Raw genomic sequence first — 18,791 nt, 5'->3', positions numbered from 1 at the left:
GCCCCTCCTCGAGGGGCTTTTTTGTGCCTGTTCGATAGTGCTGTTCGCTCTGCAAGAACCGCTGCCGCCTGGCTTGCCAGCGAAGGCGCTCTCGGTGCAGTGCAAGGCTTCGGGCCTCTTCGCTGGCAAGCAGGCTCCTGCAGCTTTGTTGCGGGCAAAAGAAAACCCCCGATAAACCGGAGGTCTATCGGGGGTTGGGGCAGGTGCCCGCAGGCACCTGTCGGCTCAGCTTATTGGCAAGCTTCGCAATCCGGCTCGTCGATGGCGCAAGCCTTAGGTACAGGAGCTGGGCCTGCTGGAGCCGCGAGGACCGAGTCGTCACCGTGGTTGCCGCCGCTGGAAACAGCGTTCAGCTTGCCGGTGTTGATGGTGGACTTCTCGGTGCTGGTGGCGGCCAGGGCGCGGAGGTAGTAGGTGGTTTTCAGGCCACGGTACCAAGCCATGCGGTAGGTCACGTCCAGCTTCTTGCCCGAAGCGCCGGCGATGTACAGGTTCAGCGACTGAGCCTGGTCGATCCACTTCTGGCGACGGCTGGCGGCGTCGACGATCCACTTGGTTTCCACTTCGAAGGCAGTCGCGTAAAGCTCCTTGAGCTCCTGCGGGATGCGCTCGATCTGCTGTACCGAACCGTCGTAGTACTTCAGGTCGTTGATCATGACCGAGTCCCACAGACCGCGAGCCTTCAGGTCGCGAACCAGGTACGGGTTGATCACGGTGAATTCGCCCGACAGGTTGGATTTCACATAGAGGTTCTGATAGGTCGGTTCGATCGACTGCGACACGCCGGTGATGTTGGCGATGGTGGCGGTCGGTGCGATGGCCATGATGTTGGAGTTACGAATGCCTTTCTGTACACGGGCGCGAACCGGTGCCCAGTCCAGGGATTCGTTGAGGTCCACATCGATGTACTTCTGGCCACGGGCTTCGATCAGGATCTGTTGCGAATCCAGCGGCAGGATGCCCTTGGACCACAGCGAACCCTGGAAGGTCTCGTAGGCGCCGCGCTCGTCGGCCAGGTCGCAGGAAGCCTGGATTGCGTAGTAGCTGACCGCTTCCATGGACTTGTCGGCGAACTCGACGGCTGCGTCGGAACCGTAGGCGATGTGCTGCAGGTACAGCGCATCCTGGAAGCCCATGATGCCCAGGCCGACCGGACGGTGCTTGAAGTTGGAGTTCTTCGCTTGCGGCACCGAGTAGTAGTTGATGTCGATCACGTTGTCGAGCATGCGCACGGCAGTGTTCACGGTGCGTTGCAGCTTGGCGGTATCCAGCTTGCCGTCGACGATGTGGTTCGGCAGGTTGATCGAGCCCAGGTTGCAGACTGCGATCTCGTCCTTGTTGGTGTTCAGGGTGATCTCGGTGCACAGGTTCGAGCTGTGGACCACGCCCACGTGCTGCTGCGGGCTGCGCAGGTTGCACGGGTCCTTGAAGGTCAGCCATGGGTGGCCGGTCTCGAAGAGCATGGACAGCATCTTGCGCCACAGGTCTTTGGCCTGGACGGTCTTGAACAGCTTGATCTTGTTGTACTCGGTCAGGGCTTCGTAGTACTCGTAGCGCTCTTCGAAGGCCTTGCCGGTCAGGTCGTGCAGATCAGGCACTTCCGATGGCGAGAACAGGGTCCACTTGCCGTCGTCGAAGACGCGCTTCATGAACAGGTCGGGGATCCAGTTGGCGGTGTTCATGTCGTGGGTACGACGGCGGTCATCACCGGTGTTCTTGCGCAGCTCGATGAACTCTTCGATGTCCATGTGCCAGGTTTCCAGGTAGGCACAGACAGCGCCCTTGCGCTTGCCACCCTGGTTCACGGCTACCGCGGTGTCGTTGACCACTTTCAGGAAGGGCACGACGCCCTGGGACTTGCCGTTGGTGCCCTTGATGTAGGAGCCCAGTGCGCGTACCGGAGTCCAGTCGTTGCCCAGGCCGCCGGCGAATTTCGACAGCATGGCGTTGTCGTGGATGGCGCCGTAGATGCCCGACAGGTCGTCCGGAACGGTGGTCAGGTAGCAGCTCGACAGCTGTGGACGCAGGGTGCCGGCGTTGAACAGGGTCGGGGTCGAAGCCATGTAGTCGAAGGACGACAACAGGTTGTAGAACTCGATGGCGCGGTCTTCACGTTGTTTCTCTTCGATTGCCAGGCCCATGGCCACGCGCATGAAGAAGATCTGTGGCAGTTCGAAACGCACGCCATCCTTGTGGATGAAGTAGCGGTCGTACAGGGTCTGCAGGCCCAGGTAGGTGAACTGCTGGTCGCGCTCGTGGTTGATCGCCTTGCCGAGTTTTTCCAGATCGAACTCAGCCAGTACCGGGTTCAGCAATTCGAACTCGATACCCTTGGCGACGTAGGCCGGCAGCGCCTTGGCGTACAGCTCGGCCATTTCGTGGTGGGTGGCGCTTTCGGCTACTTCGAGGAAGCCCAGGCCTTCGGCACGCAGGGTGTCCATCAGCAGGCGGGCAGTCACGAACGAGTAGTTCGGCTCGCGCTCGACCAGGGTGCGGGCAGTCATCACCAGAGCGGTGTTGACGTCTTTGAGTGCCACGCCGTCGTAGAGGTTCTTCAGGGTTTCGCGCTGGATCAGGTCGCCGTCGACTTCTTCCAGGCCTTCGCAGGCTTCGCTGACGATGGTGTTCAGGCGGCCCATGTCCAGGGGCGCGAAGCTGCCATCGGTGCGGGTGATGCGGATCGAAGGGTGGGCTTGTACCGGCTCTTCGCTGGTGGAGCGGGTAGCCCGTTCCTTGGCGCGGGAGTCACGGTAGATCACGTAGTCGCGGGCGACTTTCTGCTCGCCGGCGCGCATCAGGGCCAGTTCGACCTGGTCCTGGATCTCTTCGATGTGGATGGTGCCGCCCGAAGGCATGCGACGCTTGAAGGTTGCGGTGACCTGTTCGGTCAGGCGCGCCACGGTGTCGTGGATTCGCGACGAGGCAGCGGCGGTGCCGCCTTCAACTGCGAGGAACGCTTTGGTGATCGCGACGGTGATCTTGTCATCGGTATAAGGAACGACAGTGCCGTTACGCTTGATCACGCGCAATTGGCCAGGTGCGGTAGCAGACAGATCCTGAGTGGAATCGGCGGCCTGCGGCGCATTGGCCTGCGAGTTCTCGCGAGTTGTGTCGGTTTGCATGGGTGTCTCCACGTTCTCTATGTTTGTTTGGGCACCGTTTGGGTGCCCACCGTTCCGTCCTGAAGCACTACAGCCGGCAGAGGCCGGGCATAACGACTTCGGGACAGTTCAGGAAGGGGGCTATAGGCGCCGCTTCCATGCCGAAGTCATGGGTGCCGAGCCGGGGCTCGGCACCTTATTCCTGGTGGGTGACAGTCTTGTTGCTGCAACACCCGTACCGCTTTCTCCTGGACAGGGTGGAAAACGATGCCATCCGCACGCGCGGTCTTGGTCTTCTGAAACAGCGATTGGTTCCACCAAACGGGGCAAGAAAAGGGCTTGAGTTTCTTGGCTGAATTGTGTTTGGTTTTTTGCGCAAAACCCTAGATATAGGGGTTTTTAGCCGCCGGGCTACAAGATAATGCGTTTGGGGGGCTGATTGCAACGTACTGCCTGTGGATAAGGTTGTGCGTAAATTGTGTATGGACTGGGTAAAACTCACGCAGCCCGCAGTCCCAGTGGATGGAACCGTTTGTCACTGTTTTTTACCGTCGAAAATTGCCTTGGGCGGATTTTTGCGGGCGCGAACCCTATCACAAAAAAACGCCCTGACCGAGTCGTTTTAGCCGCTTGTGTCGGCGCCTGTGCCGGTTGCTACAATCGGCAGCGATCGGCTGGGGTTTCCCGGCCTTTCCCATGGCAAACCAGCCACCTTTCCCAGAGCGTGTTATCCGCCTTTTTCATGACAGAAAGACGGGGGCTTTCCTGCTCAAGGTGGACTGGCAATAGAACAAGAAGAGGTCGTGCGTGGAACAGGAAGCCTGGCAGGTACTGATTGTCGAGGATGACCAGCGTCTGGCTGAGTTGACCCGTGAATATCTCGAAAGCAATGGCCTGCAGGTGGCGATCGAGGGCAACGGTGCCCGGGCCGCGGCCAGGATCATTGCCGAGCAGCCGGATCTGGTGATCCTCGACCTGATGCTGCCCGGTGAAGACGGCCTGAGCATCTGCCGCAAGGTTCGGGATCGTTATGACGGAGTGATCCTCATGCTCACCGCCCGTACCGATGACATGGACCAGATCATGGGCCTGGACCTGGGTGCCGACGACTATGTCTGCAAGCCGGTGCGCCCGCGGTTGCTGCTGGCGCGCATCCAGGCCCTGCTGCGCCGTAGCGAAGCGCCGGAGCCGGCGGTGGAGAAAACCCGCCGCCTGCAGTTCGGCCCGCTGGTGGTGGACAATGCCCTGCGCGAGGCCTGGCTGAGCGATGCCGGGATCGAATTGACCAGTGCCGAGTTCGACCTGCTGTGGCTGCTGGTGGCCAATGCCGGGCGGATCCTGTCCCGGGAAGAAATCTTCACCGCCCTGCGCGGCATCGGCTATGACGGCCAGGACCGCTCCATCGATGTTCGGATCTCGCGCATCCGCCCGAAGATCGGTGACGATCCGGAGCACCCGCGGCTGATCAAGACCATTCGCAGCAAGGGTTACCTGTTCGTCCCCGAAGCCGCCGCCGACATGCGCTCGTGAACTCGATCTTCCTGCGGATCTACGGCGGTATGTGCGCCGCGCTGATCCTCGTGGCGTTGCTTGGGGTCCTGGCCCTGCATCTGTTGAACCAGGTGCGCAGCGAGCAGTACCGCGAGCGGCTGGCCCACGGCACTTTTTCGCTGATGGCGGACAACCTGCAGCCGATGAGCGAGATCGAGCGTCGCCGGGCGCTGGCGGTGTGGGAGCGCTTGCTGGGCATTCCCCTGAGTCTCAAGACCTTCAGCCAGACCGACCTGGACAGTAGCCAGCGCGGTCGGGTGCTGCGCGGCCAGGCGCTGGTGGAGCAGACCGGCCCCTTCGCCGCCCGGGTCTATCGCCTGGTCAGCGAGAAGGAACAGCTGCTGCTCAGTGCCGAGGTCCAGCAGATCAGCGAGCAGTTGGCCCGGGCCACTATCTACCTGCTGGCGGATGAGCTGGTGCGTTATCCGGTGGCAGAGCAACCCCAGCGCCTGGCTGCACTCAAGGAAGCCAAGGGGTTCGGCTTCGATATGCAGTTGTCGACTCTGGACGCCGCCGACATGGACGAGGATCAGCGGCGCCGGGTGGCGGAGGGCGACACGGTGATGGCCCTGGGCAAGGGTGGCGATTCGATCCGGGTCTTCGCCGGCCTGGTGGGCACGCCCTGGGTGCTGGAGATCGGCCCGCTGTATCAGATGAATCCCTATCCGCCGCAATGGCTGGTGCTGATTGCCGTGCTGGGCCTGAGCCTGATCGGCCTGATCGTCTATCTATTGGTGCGCCAGCTGGAGCGGCGCCTCAGCGGCCTGGAGTCGGCGGCCACGCGGATCGCCAAGGGCAGCCTGGAAACCCGCGTGCCGGCCCGTGGCGCGGACTCGGTGGGGCGCCTGGCGGCGGCCTTTAATGGCATGGCCGAGCACTTGCAGCGCCTGCTGGCGATTCAGCGCGAGCTGGTACGTGCGGTGTCCCATGAGTTGCGCACACCCGTGGCGCGGCTGCGTTTCGGCCTGGAGATGATTGCTTCGGCGAGCACCGATCAGGCCCGGCAGAAGTACCTGGACGGCATGGACAACGACATTCAGGACCTCGACCGGCTGGTGGACGAAATGCTGACCTACGCCCGTCTGGAGCAGGGCTCGCCGGCCCTGAATTTCCAGCGTATCGACCTGGATGCGCTAATCAACCAGGTGATCAGCGAACTGGCGCCACTGCGGGCCAATCTCAAGGTCCGGCGTGGCCTGTGCCTGTCTGCCGCCGAGTGTGACGGTGCGTGGGTCGAGGCCGAGCCGCGCTACCTGCACCGGGCCTTGCAGAACCTGGTGGGCAACGCCATGCGTCATGCCGAGTCCCAGGTGACGGTCAGCTATCAGGTAGGGCAGTTGCGCTGCCGGGTGGATGTGGAAGATGACGGTCCCGGCGTGCCGGAACATGCCTGGGAAAAGATCTTCACCCCATTCCTGCGTCTGGATGACAGCCGCACCCGGGCTTCCGGCGGGCATGGGCTGGGGCTGTCGATTGTGCGGCGGATCATCCATTGGCACGAGGGCCGTGCCCTGATCAGCAAGAGCAAGCACCTGGGCGGTGCCTGCTTCAGCCTGAGCTGGCCACGGCATCAGGAACCCCGCTGAGGGCGGCCCCGGTTCAGGCCTTGATGGCCACCAGGCTCAGCAGGTGATCGTCTTGCACGGCGAACTGCCCTTGCAGTTCGCGGCCGTGCTGCCATTCCCCGGACAGATCGGTCAGCAGGCGCATCCGCACCGGCCCTTCGGCAGACCATTCCAGGACTTCGGCGTGTTCGAAATAGAAGCGTTTGTGCACCAGCGGGTACAGGGCCTTGAACAGGCTTTCCTTGATCGAGAAGGTCAGGGTTACCGCCAGTGCATGCAGCTCGGCCGGCAACTGGTCGCGGCGCTGCAGTTCGGCCGGGGTCAGGATCTGCTCCGCCAGTTTGGCCGCACGTTCTGCACTGAGCAGGTGTTCCAGGTCCATTCCCAGGCCACGCCAGTGTTGCTTGTCGGCGACGATGGCCGCGGCGCGTCCGCTGCTGTGGGTGATCGAACCGCAGATGTGTTCGGGCCAGATTGGCGCTCGGTCATCGCCAATGGGCGGTACCCAGTCCAGTCGTTGCAGTTGCTGCAAGGCGGCCCGGGCACACAGGCGTCCAGCGAGAAATTCGGCCTGACGCTTGGCCACCGAACGCTGGATGCTTGGCGGTGCCTCGATGCCGCTGCGCTGAAAATCATCCGCGGCAAGTTGCCCGGGATCGAACCGGGTACTCAGCCAGAGGGCTTGGGGCAGGACGTTCGGCAGCGGCCAGGCAGCGTCCAGAGGGGTGCAGCAAGCGGGGAGGGGGGGGAGAGCATTCATGGCCGCTAGTGTGCCGGGTTGCTGCGTTGGAGGGTAGTCGGGTGATGCGCAAAGGGCTGCCGCAGCGCACTGACGGCAACCCAGGTACGGCGGCTAGCCAAACAGTTTTTTGAAGAATGCCTGCATGTCGGCCCAGGAACGCTCATCGGCGGCCTTGTTGTAGCCGATGTCCGGCCCGCCGTGTTCGCCATGGCTCAGGCGGTCGGCATCGGGGTTGCTGAAGCCGTGCTTGGCTCCCTCCAGGCTGACGAAGCGGTAGTCGGCGCCGGCCTTGTCCATTTCCGCTTTGAAGGTGGTGACGTTGTCCGCCGTCACCATGCTGTCCTGGGCCCCATGTTCCACCAGGATCTTGGCCTTGACGCTGCCGGGGGTAGCCGGTGTGGCGGTGGCCAGGGCACCGTGGAAACTCACCACGCCGGCCAGGGGCAGGCCCTGGCGCGCGGCGTCCAGGACAATCTTGCCGCCAAAGCAGTAGCCGATGGCGGCGAGTTTCTGCGGATCGGTCTGCGGTTGCTGTCTCAACAGCTCAAGGCCGGCGTTGAAACGTGCACTGGCAGCGGCACTGTCCTTCAGCGCGGCCTGCATGAAGGCCATGGCGTCCGCCGGGTGTTCGGTGTGCTTGCCCTGGCCGTACATGTCGATGGCCAGGGCACTGTAGCCAAGGGCGGCAAGGTCCCGGGCCCGGCGCTTGGCGTAGTCGTTGAGGCCCCACCATTCATGCACCACCACGATGCCCGGGCGCGGGCCCTGTAGGGCGTCGTCGTAGGCGTAGTAGCCGATCAACTGAGTGCCGTCGGTGCTGCGATAGGGAATTTCCTGAGTCTTGATGGCGGCCTGGCTGAGGCTGCCGAGGGTTAACAGGACCAATGCGACGAGCATGCGCATGAGGGGAACTCCGGTTGAAAAGGTGTCAGCACAGCCTAGTCGATCTGGTTCAGGCGAGGTTAAGGGTGTGTTCAGGGGGAGTTCAGGGCGGGCTGTTTACTCTAGCCCCGTACCCAAAAAGCCATTAGCGCAAAGGAAACTTCCTATGACTTCATTGAAAAAACTGTTCCTGGCCTTTACCGTCTTCGGCGCCAGCGCCGCTGCCCAAGCCGCTGACAGCAACTTCGTTGGGTTGTCCTTTGGCCAGACCAGCGACAAGATCAACAAGTCCAGCCAGCTCAACAGCAACCTGGGCCACCCGAACGCCGATGGCGTGATCGGCAAGGACAACACCTGGGGCATACGCGCCGGTCAACAGAATGACCAGGGTCGTTACTACGCTACCTACGATTATGTGTCTGGCTCCCACAACGGCATTAAACTGCGCCAGCAGAACCTGCTGGGCAGCTACGATATGTTCCTGCCGGTGACCAGCAGCACCAAACTCTTTGGCGGCGGCACGGCTGGCCTGACCAAGCTGACTCAGGAGTCTCCGGGCTTCAGCCGTGACAGCGACATTGGTTACGCGGTGGGCGTACAGGCCGGCGTCCTGCAACAGGTTTCACAGAACACCTCGGTGGAGCTCGGCTACCGTTACCTGCGCAGCAATGCCGGGACCGAGATGAGCGAGCGCGGTGGCAGCAAGCAGGGTTCGCTGAGCCTTACCAGCAGCGCCCAGACCTACCTGTCGGCCAACTACGCTTTCTGATAAGCGGCCTGGCCTGGACCGCGCCGGATCGTGCCTTGGGCACGGTCCGGCGTTGGCGCATTAATCATCAGGGCGCAGGGGCGCCCCTGGAGATGTCGAATTTTGCCTGGGAGAGCGTTATGAAGTTGCTGGTCGTCGAAGATGAGGCGCTGTTGCGTCATCATTTGCAAACCCGCCTCACCGACAGCGGTCATGTCGTCGAGTCCGTGGCCAACGCCGAGGAGGCGCTGTATCAGACCGAGCAGTTCAACCACGATCTGGCGGTGATCGACCTGGGCCTGCCCGGCATGGGCGGGCTGGACCTGATCCGCCAGTTGCGCAACCGTGGCAAGACGTTCCCGATCCTCATCCTCACGGCCCGTGGCAACTGGCAGGACAAGGTCGAGGGCCTGGCGGCCGGTGCGGACGACTATGTGGTCAAGCCATTCCAGTTCGAAGAGCTGGATGCGCGCCTGAATGCGTTGCTGCGGCGCTCCAGTGGCTTCACCCAGTCCACCATCATTGCCGGGCCGCTGCTGCTGGACCTGAATCGCAAGCAGGCCTCCCTGGATGAGCAGCCCCTGGCCCTGACGGCCTATGAGTACCGGATTCTCGAATACCTGATGCGTCATCATCAGCAAGTGGTGGCCAAGGACCGGCTCATGGAGCAGTTGTACCCGGACGACGACGAGCGCGATCCGAATGTCATCGAAGTGCTGGTGGGCCGCTTGCGGCGCAAGCTTGAGGGGCCGTCGGGCTTCAAGCCGATCGATACGGTGCGTGGCCTGGGCTACCTGTTCAACGAGCGTTGCCGATGATTCGATCGCTGCGCCTGCGCCTGATGCTGGCCGCCACGACCCTGGCGGTGCTGTTCATGCTGGCCCTGCTGCCAGCCATGCAGGGGGCGTTCAGCCTGGCGTTGCAGGACTCTATCGAGCAGCGCCTGGCTTCCGATGTCACCACCCTGATCAGTGCGGCGCGGATCGAGAACAACCGCCTGCAGATGCCGGCGCAATTGCCCGACGAGCGCTTCAACCTCGCCGACAGCCGCCTGCTGGGCTACATCTACGATCGCGAAGGGCACCTGGTCTGGCGCTCGCGGGCGACCCAGGAAGAGAACATCAACTACCGGCCGCGGTACGACGGGCGTGGCAATGAGTTCGCCAGGATCCGCGAAGCCAACGGCCAGGAGTTCTTTGTCTACGACGTCGAGATCAAGCTGCTGGGGGGCAAGAGCGCGGCCTTCAGTATCGTCGCGCTGCAGCCGGTGCGTGAGTACCAGCAAACCCTGGAAGGCGTTCGGGAAAACCTCTACCTGGGGTTCGGCGCGGCCTTGCTGGTGCTCCTGGCACTGCTCTGGCTCGGCCTGACCTGGGGTTTGCAAGCCTTGCGACGCTTGAGCCAGGAGCTGGACCAGATCGAAAGCGGCACCCGCCAGAGCCTTAGTGAGGAGCACCCGCGCGAGCTGTTGCGCCTGACGGGCTCGTTGAACCGCCTGCTGCAAAGCGAGCGTGAGCAGCGCAGCCGCTATCGTGACTCCCTGGATGACTTGGCCCACAGCCTGAAAACCCCGTTGACGGTGTTGCAGGGCGTGAGCGAGGACATGGCGCAACGGCCCCAGGATCGTGAGCAGGCCTGGGTGCTGCAGGCGCAGATCGAGCGCATGAGCCAGCAGATCAGTTACCAGTTGCAGCGCGCCAGCCTGCGCAAGAGCGGTCTTGTGCGCCACCAGGTGCGGCTGCGGCCGGTGCTGCAAAGCCTCTGCGACACCCTGGACAAGGTCTATCGCGACAAGCAGGTACGGGTGTCCTTCGACTTGCCGGAACGCTGCTACCTGCCGATCGAGCACGGCGCCTTGCTGGAGTTGCTCGGCAACCTGCTGGAGAACGCTTATCGCCTGTGCCTGAGCTCAGTGCGCATCAGCGTGCGTGAGACCCTGGAAGGCTCCGAGTTGTGTGTGGAAGACGACGGCCCCGGCGTGCCACCCGATCAACGGGCGCGGATTCTGCAGCGCGGTGAGCGCCTGGATCGCCAGCACCCGGGGCAGGGCATCGGCCTGGCGGTGGTCAAGGACATCATCGAGAGCTACGGCGCGCAACTGACCCTGGGGGATTCGGCCCTGGGGGGGGCGGCCTTCCGGATTCACTTTCCGGCCCTGTAGGGGGCTACTGTTCCCGGGCGCGATAGGCGCCCGGGGTCAGGCCGGTCCATTTCTTGAACGCCCGGTGAAAAGCCGAGGGCTCGGAAAAGCCCAGTTGTTCGGCGATCTGTTGCAATGACAGGTCGGCCCGGCCGAGGTGGTAGATGGCAATGTCGCGGCGCAGCTCATCCTTCAGCTCCTGAAAGCTCGAACCTTCTTCGCGTAGATGCCGGCGCAGGGTCTGCGGGCTGACGTGCAGGTGCTGGGCGACGCTTTCCAGGTCGGGCCAGTGCTCGCGGTCGCGACTGAGCAGGCGGCGCAGCTGGCTGCTGAGGCTGTCGCCTTCATCCGGGCGCGACAACAGGTCGGCGGGAGAGCGTTCGAGAAAGTGCTTGAGGGTGCGTTCGTCCTGCAGTAGCGGCATGCCCAGGTAGCGACTGTGGAACAGCAGGCTGCTGCGCTCCTGGGTGAATTGCAGCGGGCAAGGGAAAAGCAGGTCGTATTCCGCGCCGTGATCGGGCTTGGGGTAGCTGAAGCAGGCCTGCTCCAGGCGGATGCGCTGGCCGATCAACCAACTGCCGAGGCGATGCCAGATCACCAGCAGGCTCTCGCTGAGAAAGTGCTCGGGATCCCATAGCTCGGAATCATCCAGGCTCAGCCGGGCCATTTCTCCTTCACGCGTCAGACTCAGGCGCGGGGCTTCCGGAAACAGGCTATAAAATAATAAGCCGCGATTGAGTGCTTTTTCCAAGGTACGGCAGTGGATCAGCGCGTGGCACATCATGGCGAAGGTCCCGCGCTTGCTGGGGCCATGGCCGAACCCGAGGTACTCGTCATCCAGCTCCAGCCACAGTTGCTGCAACAGACGGGTGAATTGCTCGGGGGCGATACGGGCCTTGGGTTGGTTCAGCAGTTCGGGGCTGATGCCCAACTGATGCAGCAGGGGCGCGTAGTCATAGCCGTGCCGGCGTGCTCCGCCCAAGGCGGCACGGGCAAAGTGGCTGGCGATGGTGCGTTCGCGCATGCAGGCAGGTCCGTCCATTGAGTGGCGGATCTTAGCCAGCCCCCAGGAAGGGAACAAGGCGGATATCCGCCAAATTGTAGGACGAGAGAGGGTGAGTGGGCGGAAATCCGCCAGCTTCAACCTGCGCAACGGATGCAAGGATCAGCTCGCACCCCTGATGTCTAAAGGCCTGCAAGGCTTTTTCACAAGGTGGCACGGGCTTTGCGATAGAGCCGGAAGATCTGCCAGCACGCAGCTCGACACAACAAATCCCTCCAGCGCAGGAGGGTTCGCACTTTAGGCACCGCATGCATCGACGGAAAGTGCATGCCGGGGCTCTTGAGGAAACTTGCAATGACGACTCGTCAGCCACTGTACAAATCCCTGTATTTCCAGGTGATCGTTGCCATCGCCATTGGCATCCTGCTCGGCCACTTCTACCCTCAGACCGGCGTGGCTCTCAAGCCCCTGGGTGACGGCTTCATCAAACTGATCAAGATGGTCATCGCTCCGATCATTTTCTGTACCGTGGTGAGTGGTATCGCCGGCATGCAGAACATGAAGTCGGTGGGCAAGACCGGCGGCTATGCGCTGCTGTACTTCGAAATCGTCTCCACCATCGCCCTGCTGATCGGTCTGATCGTGGTCAACGTGGTGCAGCCGGGGGCCGGCATGCACATCGACGCTTCGACCCTGGACGCCTCGAAAGTTGCAGCCTACGTGACTGCCGGTAATGACCAGAGCATCGTCGGCTTCATCCTCAACATCATCCCGGCCACCATCGTCGGCGCCTTCGCCAATGGCGATATCCTGCAGGTGCTGATGTTCTCCGTGGTGTTCGGTTTCGCCCTGCATCGCCTGGGCGCCTACGGCAAGCCGGTGCTGGATTTCATCGACCGTTTCGCCCATGTGATGTTCAACATCATCAACATGATCATGAAGCTCGCGCCCCTGGGTGCGCTGGGCGCCATGGCGTTCACCATCGGTGCCTACGGTGTGGGTTCCCTGGTGCAACTGGGCCAACTGATGATCTGCTTCTACATCACCTGCGTGGTGTTCGTGCTGGTGGTCCTGGGGGCAATCTGCCGCGCCCACGGCTTCAGCGTGATCAAGCTGATCCGCTACATCCGTGAAGAACTGCTGATCGTGCTGGGGACTTCCTCCTCGGAATCGGCCCTGCCGCGCATGCTGATCAAGATGGAACGCCTGGGCGCCAAGAAGTCGGTGGTCGGCCTGGTGATCCCTACCGGTTATTCGTTCAACCTCGACGGTACTTCGATCTACCTGACCATGGCTGCGGTGTTCATTGCCCAGGCCACTGATACCCACATGGACATCACTCACCAGATCACCCTGCTGCTGGTGCTGCTGCTGTCTTCCAAAGGCGCTGCCGGTGTGACGGGCAGTGGCTTCATCGTCCTGGCCGCGACCCTGTCGGCCGTGGGTCACCTGCCGGTGGCCGGCCTGGCGCTGATCCTGGGTATCGACCGCTTCATGTCCGAAGCTCGCGCCCTGACCAACCTGGTGGGCAACGCCGTGGCTACCGTAGTGGTTGCCAAGTGGGTCAAGGAGCTGGACGAAGACAAGCTGCAATCCGAGCTGGCTTCCGGTGGCCGGCCGATTACCGACACCCGTGAAACCGATGACCTGGGTGTGGCCGAAGGCCCGGCACCGAGCATCAAGTAAGCCTTGAGCTATATAAGGAACCCGCTTCGGCGGGTTTTTTATTGCCTGGCGATTGAGCGCAACGGTCAGCCCGGCTGACTGTTGCGGTGATTGTTGCGGGCGTCGCGGCTGCCTACTCTGTGGGCTGCCGATCAAGAGGAGAGGGCTATGCAAGGGCCGTTGGCGTCACTCAAGGTACTGGATTTCTCCACCCTGCTGCCGGGGCCCTTCGCCTCGTTGCTGCTGGCGGACATGGGCGCCGAGGTCCTGCGCATCGAGTCGCCGACCCGCATGGATCTGTTGCGGGTGTTGCCGCCCCACGATGCCGGGGTTTCCGCCAGCCACGCTTATCTCAACCGCAACAAGCGCAGCCTGGCCCTGGACCTCAAGCGTCCCGAAGCGCTGGAGGTGGTGCGGCAACTGGTGCAGGACTACGACATTGTTCTCGAACAGTTCCGCCCGGGCGTGATGGAGCGCCTGGGGCTGGGTTACCAGGCCTTGAAGGCGATCAACCCGCGGCTGATCTACGTCTCCATTACCGGCTATGGCCAGACCGGCCCCTACCGGGACCGCGCCGGGCATGACATCAACTACCTGGCCCTGGCCGGGCTGGCCAGCCAGACCGGCCGCCGCGATCAGGGACCATTACCCCTGGGCATCCAGGCCGCGGATATCGCGGGGGGCTCGCTGCATGGGGTGATCGGCCTGTTGGCGGCGGTGATCGCGCGCCAGCACAGCGGCCAGGGACAGTACCTGGACGTGAGCATGACCGACTGCGTGTTCAGCCTGAACGCCATGGCCGGTGCCGGCTACCTGGCCTGTGGGGTCGAGCCCGGAATGGAGCAGCAGGTGCTCAATGGTGGCAGCTTTTATGACTACTACCGCAGCCGGGACGGGCGCTGGCTGTCGGTGGGCAGTCTGGAACCGGTGTTCATGCAGCAGTTGTGTCAGGCCCTGGGCCGCCCGGAGCTGGTGGCCCAGGGCCTGTCTCCCTTGCCCGAACAGCAACAGGCACTGAAGCAGGCCTTGCAGGTCGAATTCGAGAAACACGATTTCGCCGAGTTGTGCCAGCTGTTCGCTGGTTTCGATGCCTGCGTCGAGCCGGTGCTGAGCCTGGGCGAGGCCCTGGAACATCCGCAGTTGCAGGCCAGGCAACTGGTCAGCCAGGTGCCCCGTGAAGACGGCAGCCGGCAGGCGCAGATGGCCTGCCCGTTGAAGTTTTCCGAGGGGCTGCCAGAGCCGCGGAATATTGGCGCCAGGTTGGGGGCGCATTCCGATCAGGTGCTGGAGGAACTGGGCTACAGCGCCGAGCGCATCGAGGCACTGCGGCGCGAGCGGGTCATCGCGTAGCTGCGGGTTTGCCGAGGCAGTGCTTTAAAACTGTCACTCGACCCTGGTTTCCCCGCTGTAGACCAGGGTTTGCCGACAACGCCGGCACAGATAGCGACGCCCCTGGGCCACCAGTTTGTGGCGTTGGGCGGAGAACGGGAAATCGCTCTCGGCGCAGGGGCAGCGGTAGATATAGCGGGTCACGCTGCGACGCTTGACGTCGTAGGTATGACAACGATTGGGCGGCAGTTCGTACACCCCGCGCATGATCAGTTGCCACTCTTCACCGTGGGGCTGGATACGTTCGCCAAACAGTTGGTGGGCGATCAGGTGTGCCACTTCGTGGGCCACGGTCTGCTTGAGGAAGTCCTCGGTGTTTTCCCGGTACAGCTGCGGGTTGAAGCGCAGCAGGTTCTCGTGCAAATGGGCGACACCGGCTTTCTGGCCACGCAACTTGAGGCTGACCACCGGGCGTTTGAAAGGACGTTTGAAAAAGGATTCAGCGAGTTGGAAACAATCTTCGACGCGGGTATTGAGTTGCTCGGGCATGCTTAACGGCTCTCCAGAGGGAGTGAGTATGCCGCAAACAGGGGGGATTCCGAATCGCCCAGGCGCCGAATGGTCATCCACCCCGCGCCCATAAGAAGGCCGCCTTGCGGCGGCCTGTGCTGGCAGACAGAGGATTATTATTGGTGCGGCGTCAGTTGGTGTACACGGGGCCGACGCCCAGGCCCCAGACAATCACGGTGAAGGCCATGATCGCGACCAGTACCACCAGGCCTACTGCCAGCACTGAGCTGGAAAACAGGAACCCCTCGTCCGACGGGATATTCATGAAGGTCGGCAGCCCGACATACAGCAGGTAGACCGTGTAGCAGATGGCGGCAGTGCCGACGATCATGCCCAGCCACATGTGCGGGTACAGCGCCGCCAGGCCACCGACGAACAGCGGTGTGGCGGTGTAGGTGGCAAAGGCCACGCAACGTGCCAGGCTCGGGCTGGCGTCATAGGTCCGGGCCATCCAGTGGATGAACGCGCCCATCACCGCCACGCCGCCAAGCATGGCCAGGTACGACATGATGGTCATCCACAGGGCGCTTTCCATGGTCAACATCACCGGCGCGCGATTGCCGATGACCCAGCCGACCTGGGTGGTGCCGATAAAAGCCGAAATGGCGGGGATTGCCGCGAGGATCAGCGTATGGGTGAGGTACATGTGGCTGATGCTTTCCTCGGCATCGCCACGGATGTCTCGCCATTCCTGATCGGGGTGGGTGAAGAGTCCTACGACATGATGAATCATGGTCAGTCACTCCTTTATTGTTGCCATCGCCCCCCAACGGAGCGCTTACAGCCAAGTGGCACAGTCAGTATAGGTCTATATGTGCATGCGACCTTATGTCGCAGTATAGGGAGGAGTTTTCCGCAGATGTGCGCACCTTTAGAGCAAATTGCGCTGTAAACCCCCGGGCTAATCGCTGCTGCATCTGTCATTGCGGCCCCGGCACCGCTGCTCTGCGGCGCTTTCACGGGGCTGGGGTTTTTGCGTAAAATGTCCGGCTTTTCGTCACATACCTCGCGGATTTCAAGAGCCATGGGCACTCTTACGGTCAACCAGAACAAACTGCAGAAACGTCTTCGCCGCCAGGCGGGCGAGGCGGTCGCCGATTTCAACATGATCGAAGAGGGCGACAAGGTCATGGTCTGCCTGTCCGGCGGCAAGGACAGCTACACCATGCTCGACGTGCTGCTGCACCTGCAGAAGGTGGCGCCGATCAAGTTCGAGATCGTCGCGGTGAACATGGACCAGAAACAGCCCGGCTTTCCCGAGCACGTGCTGCCGGCCTACCTCAAGGAACTGGGGATCGAGTACCACATTGTCGAGAAGGACACCTATTCGGTGGTCAAGGAGCTGATCCCGGAAGGCAAGACCACCTGCTCGCTGTGCTCACGCCTGCGTCGCGGCACCCTGTACACCTTCGCCGACGAAATAGGCGCCACCAAGATGGCCTTGGGTCACCACCGCGACGATATCGTCGAGACCTTCTTCCTCAACATGTTCTACAACGGTTCGCTCAAGGCCATGCCGCCCAAGCTGCTGGCCGATGACGGGCGCAACGTGGTAATCCGCCCGCTGGCCTACTGCAGCGAGAAGGACATCCAGGCCTATTCCGACCTCAAGCAGTTCCCGATCATCCCGTGCAACCTCTGCGGTTCCCAGGAGAACCTGCAACGCCAGGTGGTCAAGGAGATGCTTCAGGAATGGGAGCGCAAGACTCCAGGGCGTACCGAAAGCATCTTCCGCGGCCTGCAGAACGTGATCCCCTCGCAACTGGCGGACCGCAATCTGTTCGACTTCACCAGCCTGCGCATCGACGACAGCGCCACGCCGCGTTTCGTCAATGTGGTGAACCTCTGATCCGATCCTGGTGAATCCGTGCTGCGCTTGCGCAGCCCGGTCATTCAGCTCCCCGGCATGCGGGGAATGAAGGCCACGCTGCCTTGCGCCGGTTTCTTGGCCAGGCGCTCACCGTTGGTCGGGATGGTGCGGACCAGTTGATGATCCTCGCCCAGATACCCCAGCATCAGCGGTTCATCGTGCCTCTGCTGGACGAAGATCAGGGTGCGCTGCGGGTCCCAGTGCTGGCCACTGGTCTTGTCCAGCCAGGCCATGAAGTCCGCGCTGCTGCCGTTGCGCGGGAAGTCCGCGGTTTCTGCCACGTAGTAGAAGGGTGCGCCCTGGTTCTGCAGGTACATCGGCAGTTTGTTATCGATTTCCACCATGACCATCCGCCATTGATTCCAGGGAGCGATCCGGCTCGCGGCAGCCCGGGTATCGGCGCTGAACTGCATCACCCCCCCGCCGCTGTTGCTCCAGGGGTAGGCAACCCCCAGCACCAGCAGCATGACCAGGGCCGCACAGGAGAAGCCGAGGGGCCAGCCACGGGAAACGGGTTTGCCGGCGGCCTGGCGTAGCTGCAGCCGACGGTTGAGCCACCAGGCACCGAGCAACTGAGCGAAGGGCACCAGGGGCAGAACGTAATAGCTGCGCCGGCTGCCACTGGCGGTGAAGAACAGGAACAGCAGCCCCAGGGCCCACACCAGCCAGCGTTCATTGGGTTGCAACTGGCGCCAGTGCCGGGCCGCCAGCCATAGACCGAGGATCCAGCAGGGCGCCCAGGGCAAGGTATAGGCCGGCAGGTAGATCAGGTAAGTGTAGATCGGCCCGACATGGTCGAAGGGGTTGAAGAAACGCACCACATTCTCGCGAAACACCAGGCTCAGGCCGCTTTCCCCGTAGCTGGGAGCGCCGTACAGGTGCGAGAGAACGAAGGGCACCATGTAGAACAGCGCGGCGATGCTCAAGGCCAGCAACAGGCGCAGGTTCAGGTGGCGTTTCCAGCGCCCCTGGCTCAGCAGGTGTGGCAACAGGATCAGCCCCGGCAGGACGAAGCCGATCAGCCCCTTGAGCAGCGAGGTCGCCGCCAGTATCAGGAAGAACACCGTATAGCGGCCCAGGCGGGTATCTTCCGGGCCGCGCCAGTACCACCACACTGCAGCCAATACGCCACAGACGGTCAGGATGTCGGCCGTGGCCACCCGCGCCCAGAAGGCGAAATAGAAGGTGGTGGCGAGCATCCAGCCGGCGATCAGCCCAGTGCCTTTGTGGAACAGCCGCTCGCCGATCAGGTAAACCAGCCAGATGCTCAGCCATGCGGCGATCACCGAGGACAGGCGCAGCGACCAGTGCCCCAGGCCCCCCATCAGCCAGGCGCTGGCGGTAATCAGCCAGTAGGAGGGCAGGGGCTTGTCGTAGTAGGGAGCGCCCTTGAGGTAAGGGTCGAAATAGTCGCCACTCTGCAACATCTGCAAGGCGATGTTGGCCCAGCGGGTCTCCGGCCCCCAGAGTTCACGGGAGCCCAGGCCCAGCAGCAGGATCAAGGCAGACACGCCGAGCAGCAGGGCCAGGGCCCCGCGTTCGCTGCGAAACAGATTCATAGATGGATTTCCAGAGCGGCGGTGGGAAAAGTCGCAGCCATCCAGGGCATCGAAGCGTGAAGAAAA

Annotated in this window: 15 protein-coding genes; 8 read left to right on the top strand and 7 right to left on the bottom strand. The window is 62.5% G+C overall.

Annotation, left to right across the window (positions count from 1 at the left end; all coding sequences use genetic code 11):
- Window positions 1-230: 230 nt before the first annotated feature.
- Window positions 231-3,122, bottom strand: a complete 2,892-nt coding sequence (locus AC1RMG_RS13980; protein ID WP_011062739.1) for a ribonucleoside-diphosphate reductase subunit alpha — start codon at window positions 3,120-3,122, stop codon at window positions 231-233.
- A gap of 786 nt (window positions 3,123-3,908) precedes the next feature.
- Between AC1RMG_RS13980 and AC1RMG_RS13975 the strand changes: the two genes are divergently transcribed.
- Together AC1RMG_RS13975 and AC1RMG_RS13970 are read left to right on the top strand one after the other, a co-directional pair.
- On the top strand, window positions 3,909-4,631 hold the full coding sequence (locus tag AC1RMG_RS13975; protein ID WP_011062738.1) for a response regulator: 723 nt from the start codon (window positions 3,909-3,911) through the stop codon (window positions 4,629-4,631).
- Window positions 4,628-6,238, top strand: coding sequence for an ATP-binding protein (locus AC1RMG_RS13970; RefSeq protein WP_019094599.1), 1,611 nt, complete (start codon window positions 4,628-4,630; stop codon window positions 6,236-6,238). Before AC1RMG_RS13975 ends, AC1RMG_RS13970 begins: the two co-directional genes overlap by 4 nt.
- A gap of 13 nt (window positions 6,239-6,251) precedes the next feature.
- On the opposite strand, the gene AC1RMG_RS13965 is transcribed toward AC1RMG_RS13970, so the two are convergent.
- Window positions 6,252-6,977: a 4'-phosphopantetheinyl transferase family protein gene (locus AC1RMG_RS13965; RefSeq protein ID WP_053153285.1), complete on the bottom strand. Its 726-nt coding sequence runs from the start codon at window positions 6,975-6,977 to the stop codon at window positions 6,252-6,254.
- A gap of 93 nt (window positions 6,978-7,070) precedes the next feature.
- A complete protein-coding gene (locus AC1RMG_RS13960) occupies window positions 7,071-7,862 on the bottom strand; it encodes a dienelactone hydrolase family protein (protein WP_053159795.1) in 792 nt (263 codons plus the stop codon).
- 145 nt (window positions 7,863-8,007) lie between these two features.
- Here AC1RMG_RS13960 and AC1RMG_RS13955 point away from each other — a divergent pair, with 145 nt between their 5' ends.
- The 3 genes from AC1RMG_RS13955 (at window position 8,008) to AC1RMG_RS13945 (ending at window position 10,750) form a co-directional block, all read left to right on the top strand.
- On the top strand, window positions 8,008-8,610 hold the full coding sequence (locus AC1RMG_RS13955) for an outer membrane beta-barrel protein (protein ID WP_015636661.1): 603 nt from the start codon (window positions 8,008-8,010) through the stop codon (window positions 8,608-8,610).
- A 119-nt stretch (window positions 8,611-8,729) separates the two neighbouring features.
- On the top strand, window positions 8,730-9,407 hold the full coding sequence (locus AC1RMG_RS13950) for a response regulator (RefSeq protein WP_011062733.1): 678 nt from the start codon (window positions 8,730-8,732) through the stop codon (window positions 9,405-9,407).
- Complete coding sequence (locus AC1RMG_RS13945; RefSeq protein ID WP_011062732.1) at window positions 9,404-10,750, top strand: ATP-binding protein; 1,347 nt, start codon at window positions 9,404-9,406, stop codon at window positions 10,748-10,750. The genes AC1RMG_RS13950 and AC1RMG_RS13945 overlap by 4 nt, the downstream gene beginning before the upstream one ends.
- 4 nt (window positions 10,751-10,754) lie before the next feature.
- Here the strand turns inward: AC1RMG_RS13945 and AC1RMG_RS13940 are convergent, their stop codons facing one another.
- A complete protein-coding gene (locus AC1RMG_RS13940) occupies window positions 10,755-11,753 on the bottom strand; it encodes an AraC family transcriptional regulator (RefSeq protein WP_041752486.1) in 999 nt (332 codons plus the stop codon).
- A 333-nt stretch (window positions 11,754-12,086) separates the two neighbouring features.
- Here AC1RMG_RS13940 and AC1RMG_RS13935 point away from each other — a divergent pair, with 333 nt between their 5' ends.
- Window positions 12,087-13,418: a dicarboxylate/amino acid:cation symporter gene (locus AC1RMG_RS13935; RefSeq protein ID WP_011062730.1), complete on the top strand. Its 1,332-nt coding sequence runs from the start codon at window positions 12,087-12,089 to the stop codon at window positions 13,416-13,418.
- A gap of 147 nt (window positions 13,419-13,565) precedes the next feature.
- Complete coding sequence (locus tag AC1RMG_RS13930) at window positions 13,566-14,747, top strand: CaiB/BaiF CoA transferase family protein (protein WP_493169435.1); 1,182 nt, start codon at window positions 13,566-13,568, stop codon at window positions 14,745-14,747.
- A gap of 33 nt (window positions 14,748-14,780) precedes the next feature.
- Here AC1RMG_RS13930 and AC1RMG_RS13925 read toward each other — a convergent pair whose 3' ends face one another.
- Together AC1RMG_RS13925 and AC1RMG_RS13920 are read right to left on the bottom strand one after the other, a co-directional pair.
- On the bottom strand, window positions 14,781-15,275 hold the full coding sequence (locus AC1RMG_RS13925) for a SprT family zinc-dependent metalloprotease (RefSeq protein WP_011062728.1): 495 nt from the start codon (window positions 15,273-15,275) through the stop codon (window positions 14,781-14,783).
- 151 nt (window positions 15,276-15,426) lie between these two features.
- On the bottom strand, window positions 15,427-16,029 hold the full coding sequence (locus AC1RMG_RS13920) for a Yip1 family protein (protein WP_011062727.1): 603 nt from the start codon (window positions 16,027-16,029) through the stop codon (window positions 15,427-15,429).
- Between the two features lie 291 nt (window positions 16,030-16,320).
- Between AC1RMG_RS13920 and ttcA the strand changes: the two genes are divergently transcribed.
- Entirely contained in the window at window positions 16,321-17,145 is an 825-nt protein-coding gene (gene ttcA, locus AC1RMG_RS13915) for a tRNA 2-thiocytidine(32) synthetase TtcA (RefSeq protein ID WP_011062726.1), read from the top strand.
- 44 nt (window positions 17,146-17,189) lie between these two features.
- On the opposite strand, the gene AC1RMG_RS13910 is transcribed toward ttcA, so the two are convergent.
- The gene (locus tag AC1RMG_RS13910) at window positions 17,190-18,725 is read right to left on the bottom strand and encodes an ArnT family glycosyltransferase (protein ID WP_342400506.1); all 1,536 of its coding nucleotides are present in this window, start codon (window positions 18,723-18,725) and stop codon (window positions 17,190-17,192) included.
- Window positions 18,726-18,791: the final 66 nt, after the last annotated feature.

Source organism: Pseudomonas sp. GW822-FHT04H02 (assembly GCF_058800645.1).
The sequence above is the reverse complement of the archived record's forward strand: the minus strand, read 5'-3'. Positions and strand labels throughout refer to the sequence as shown.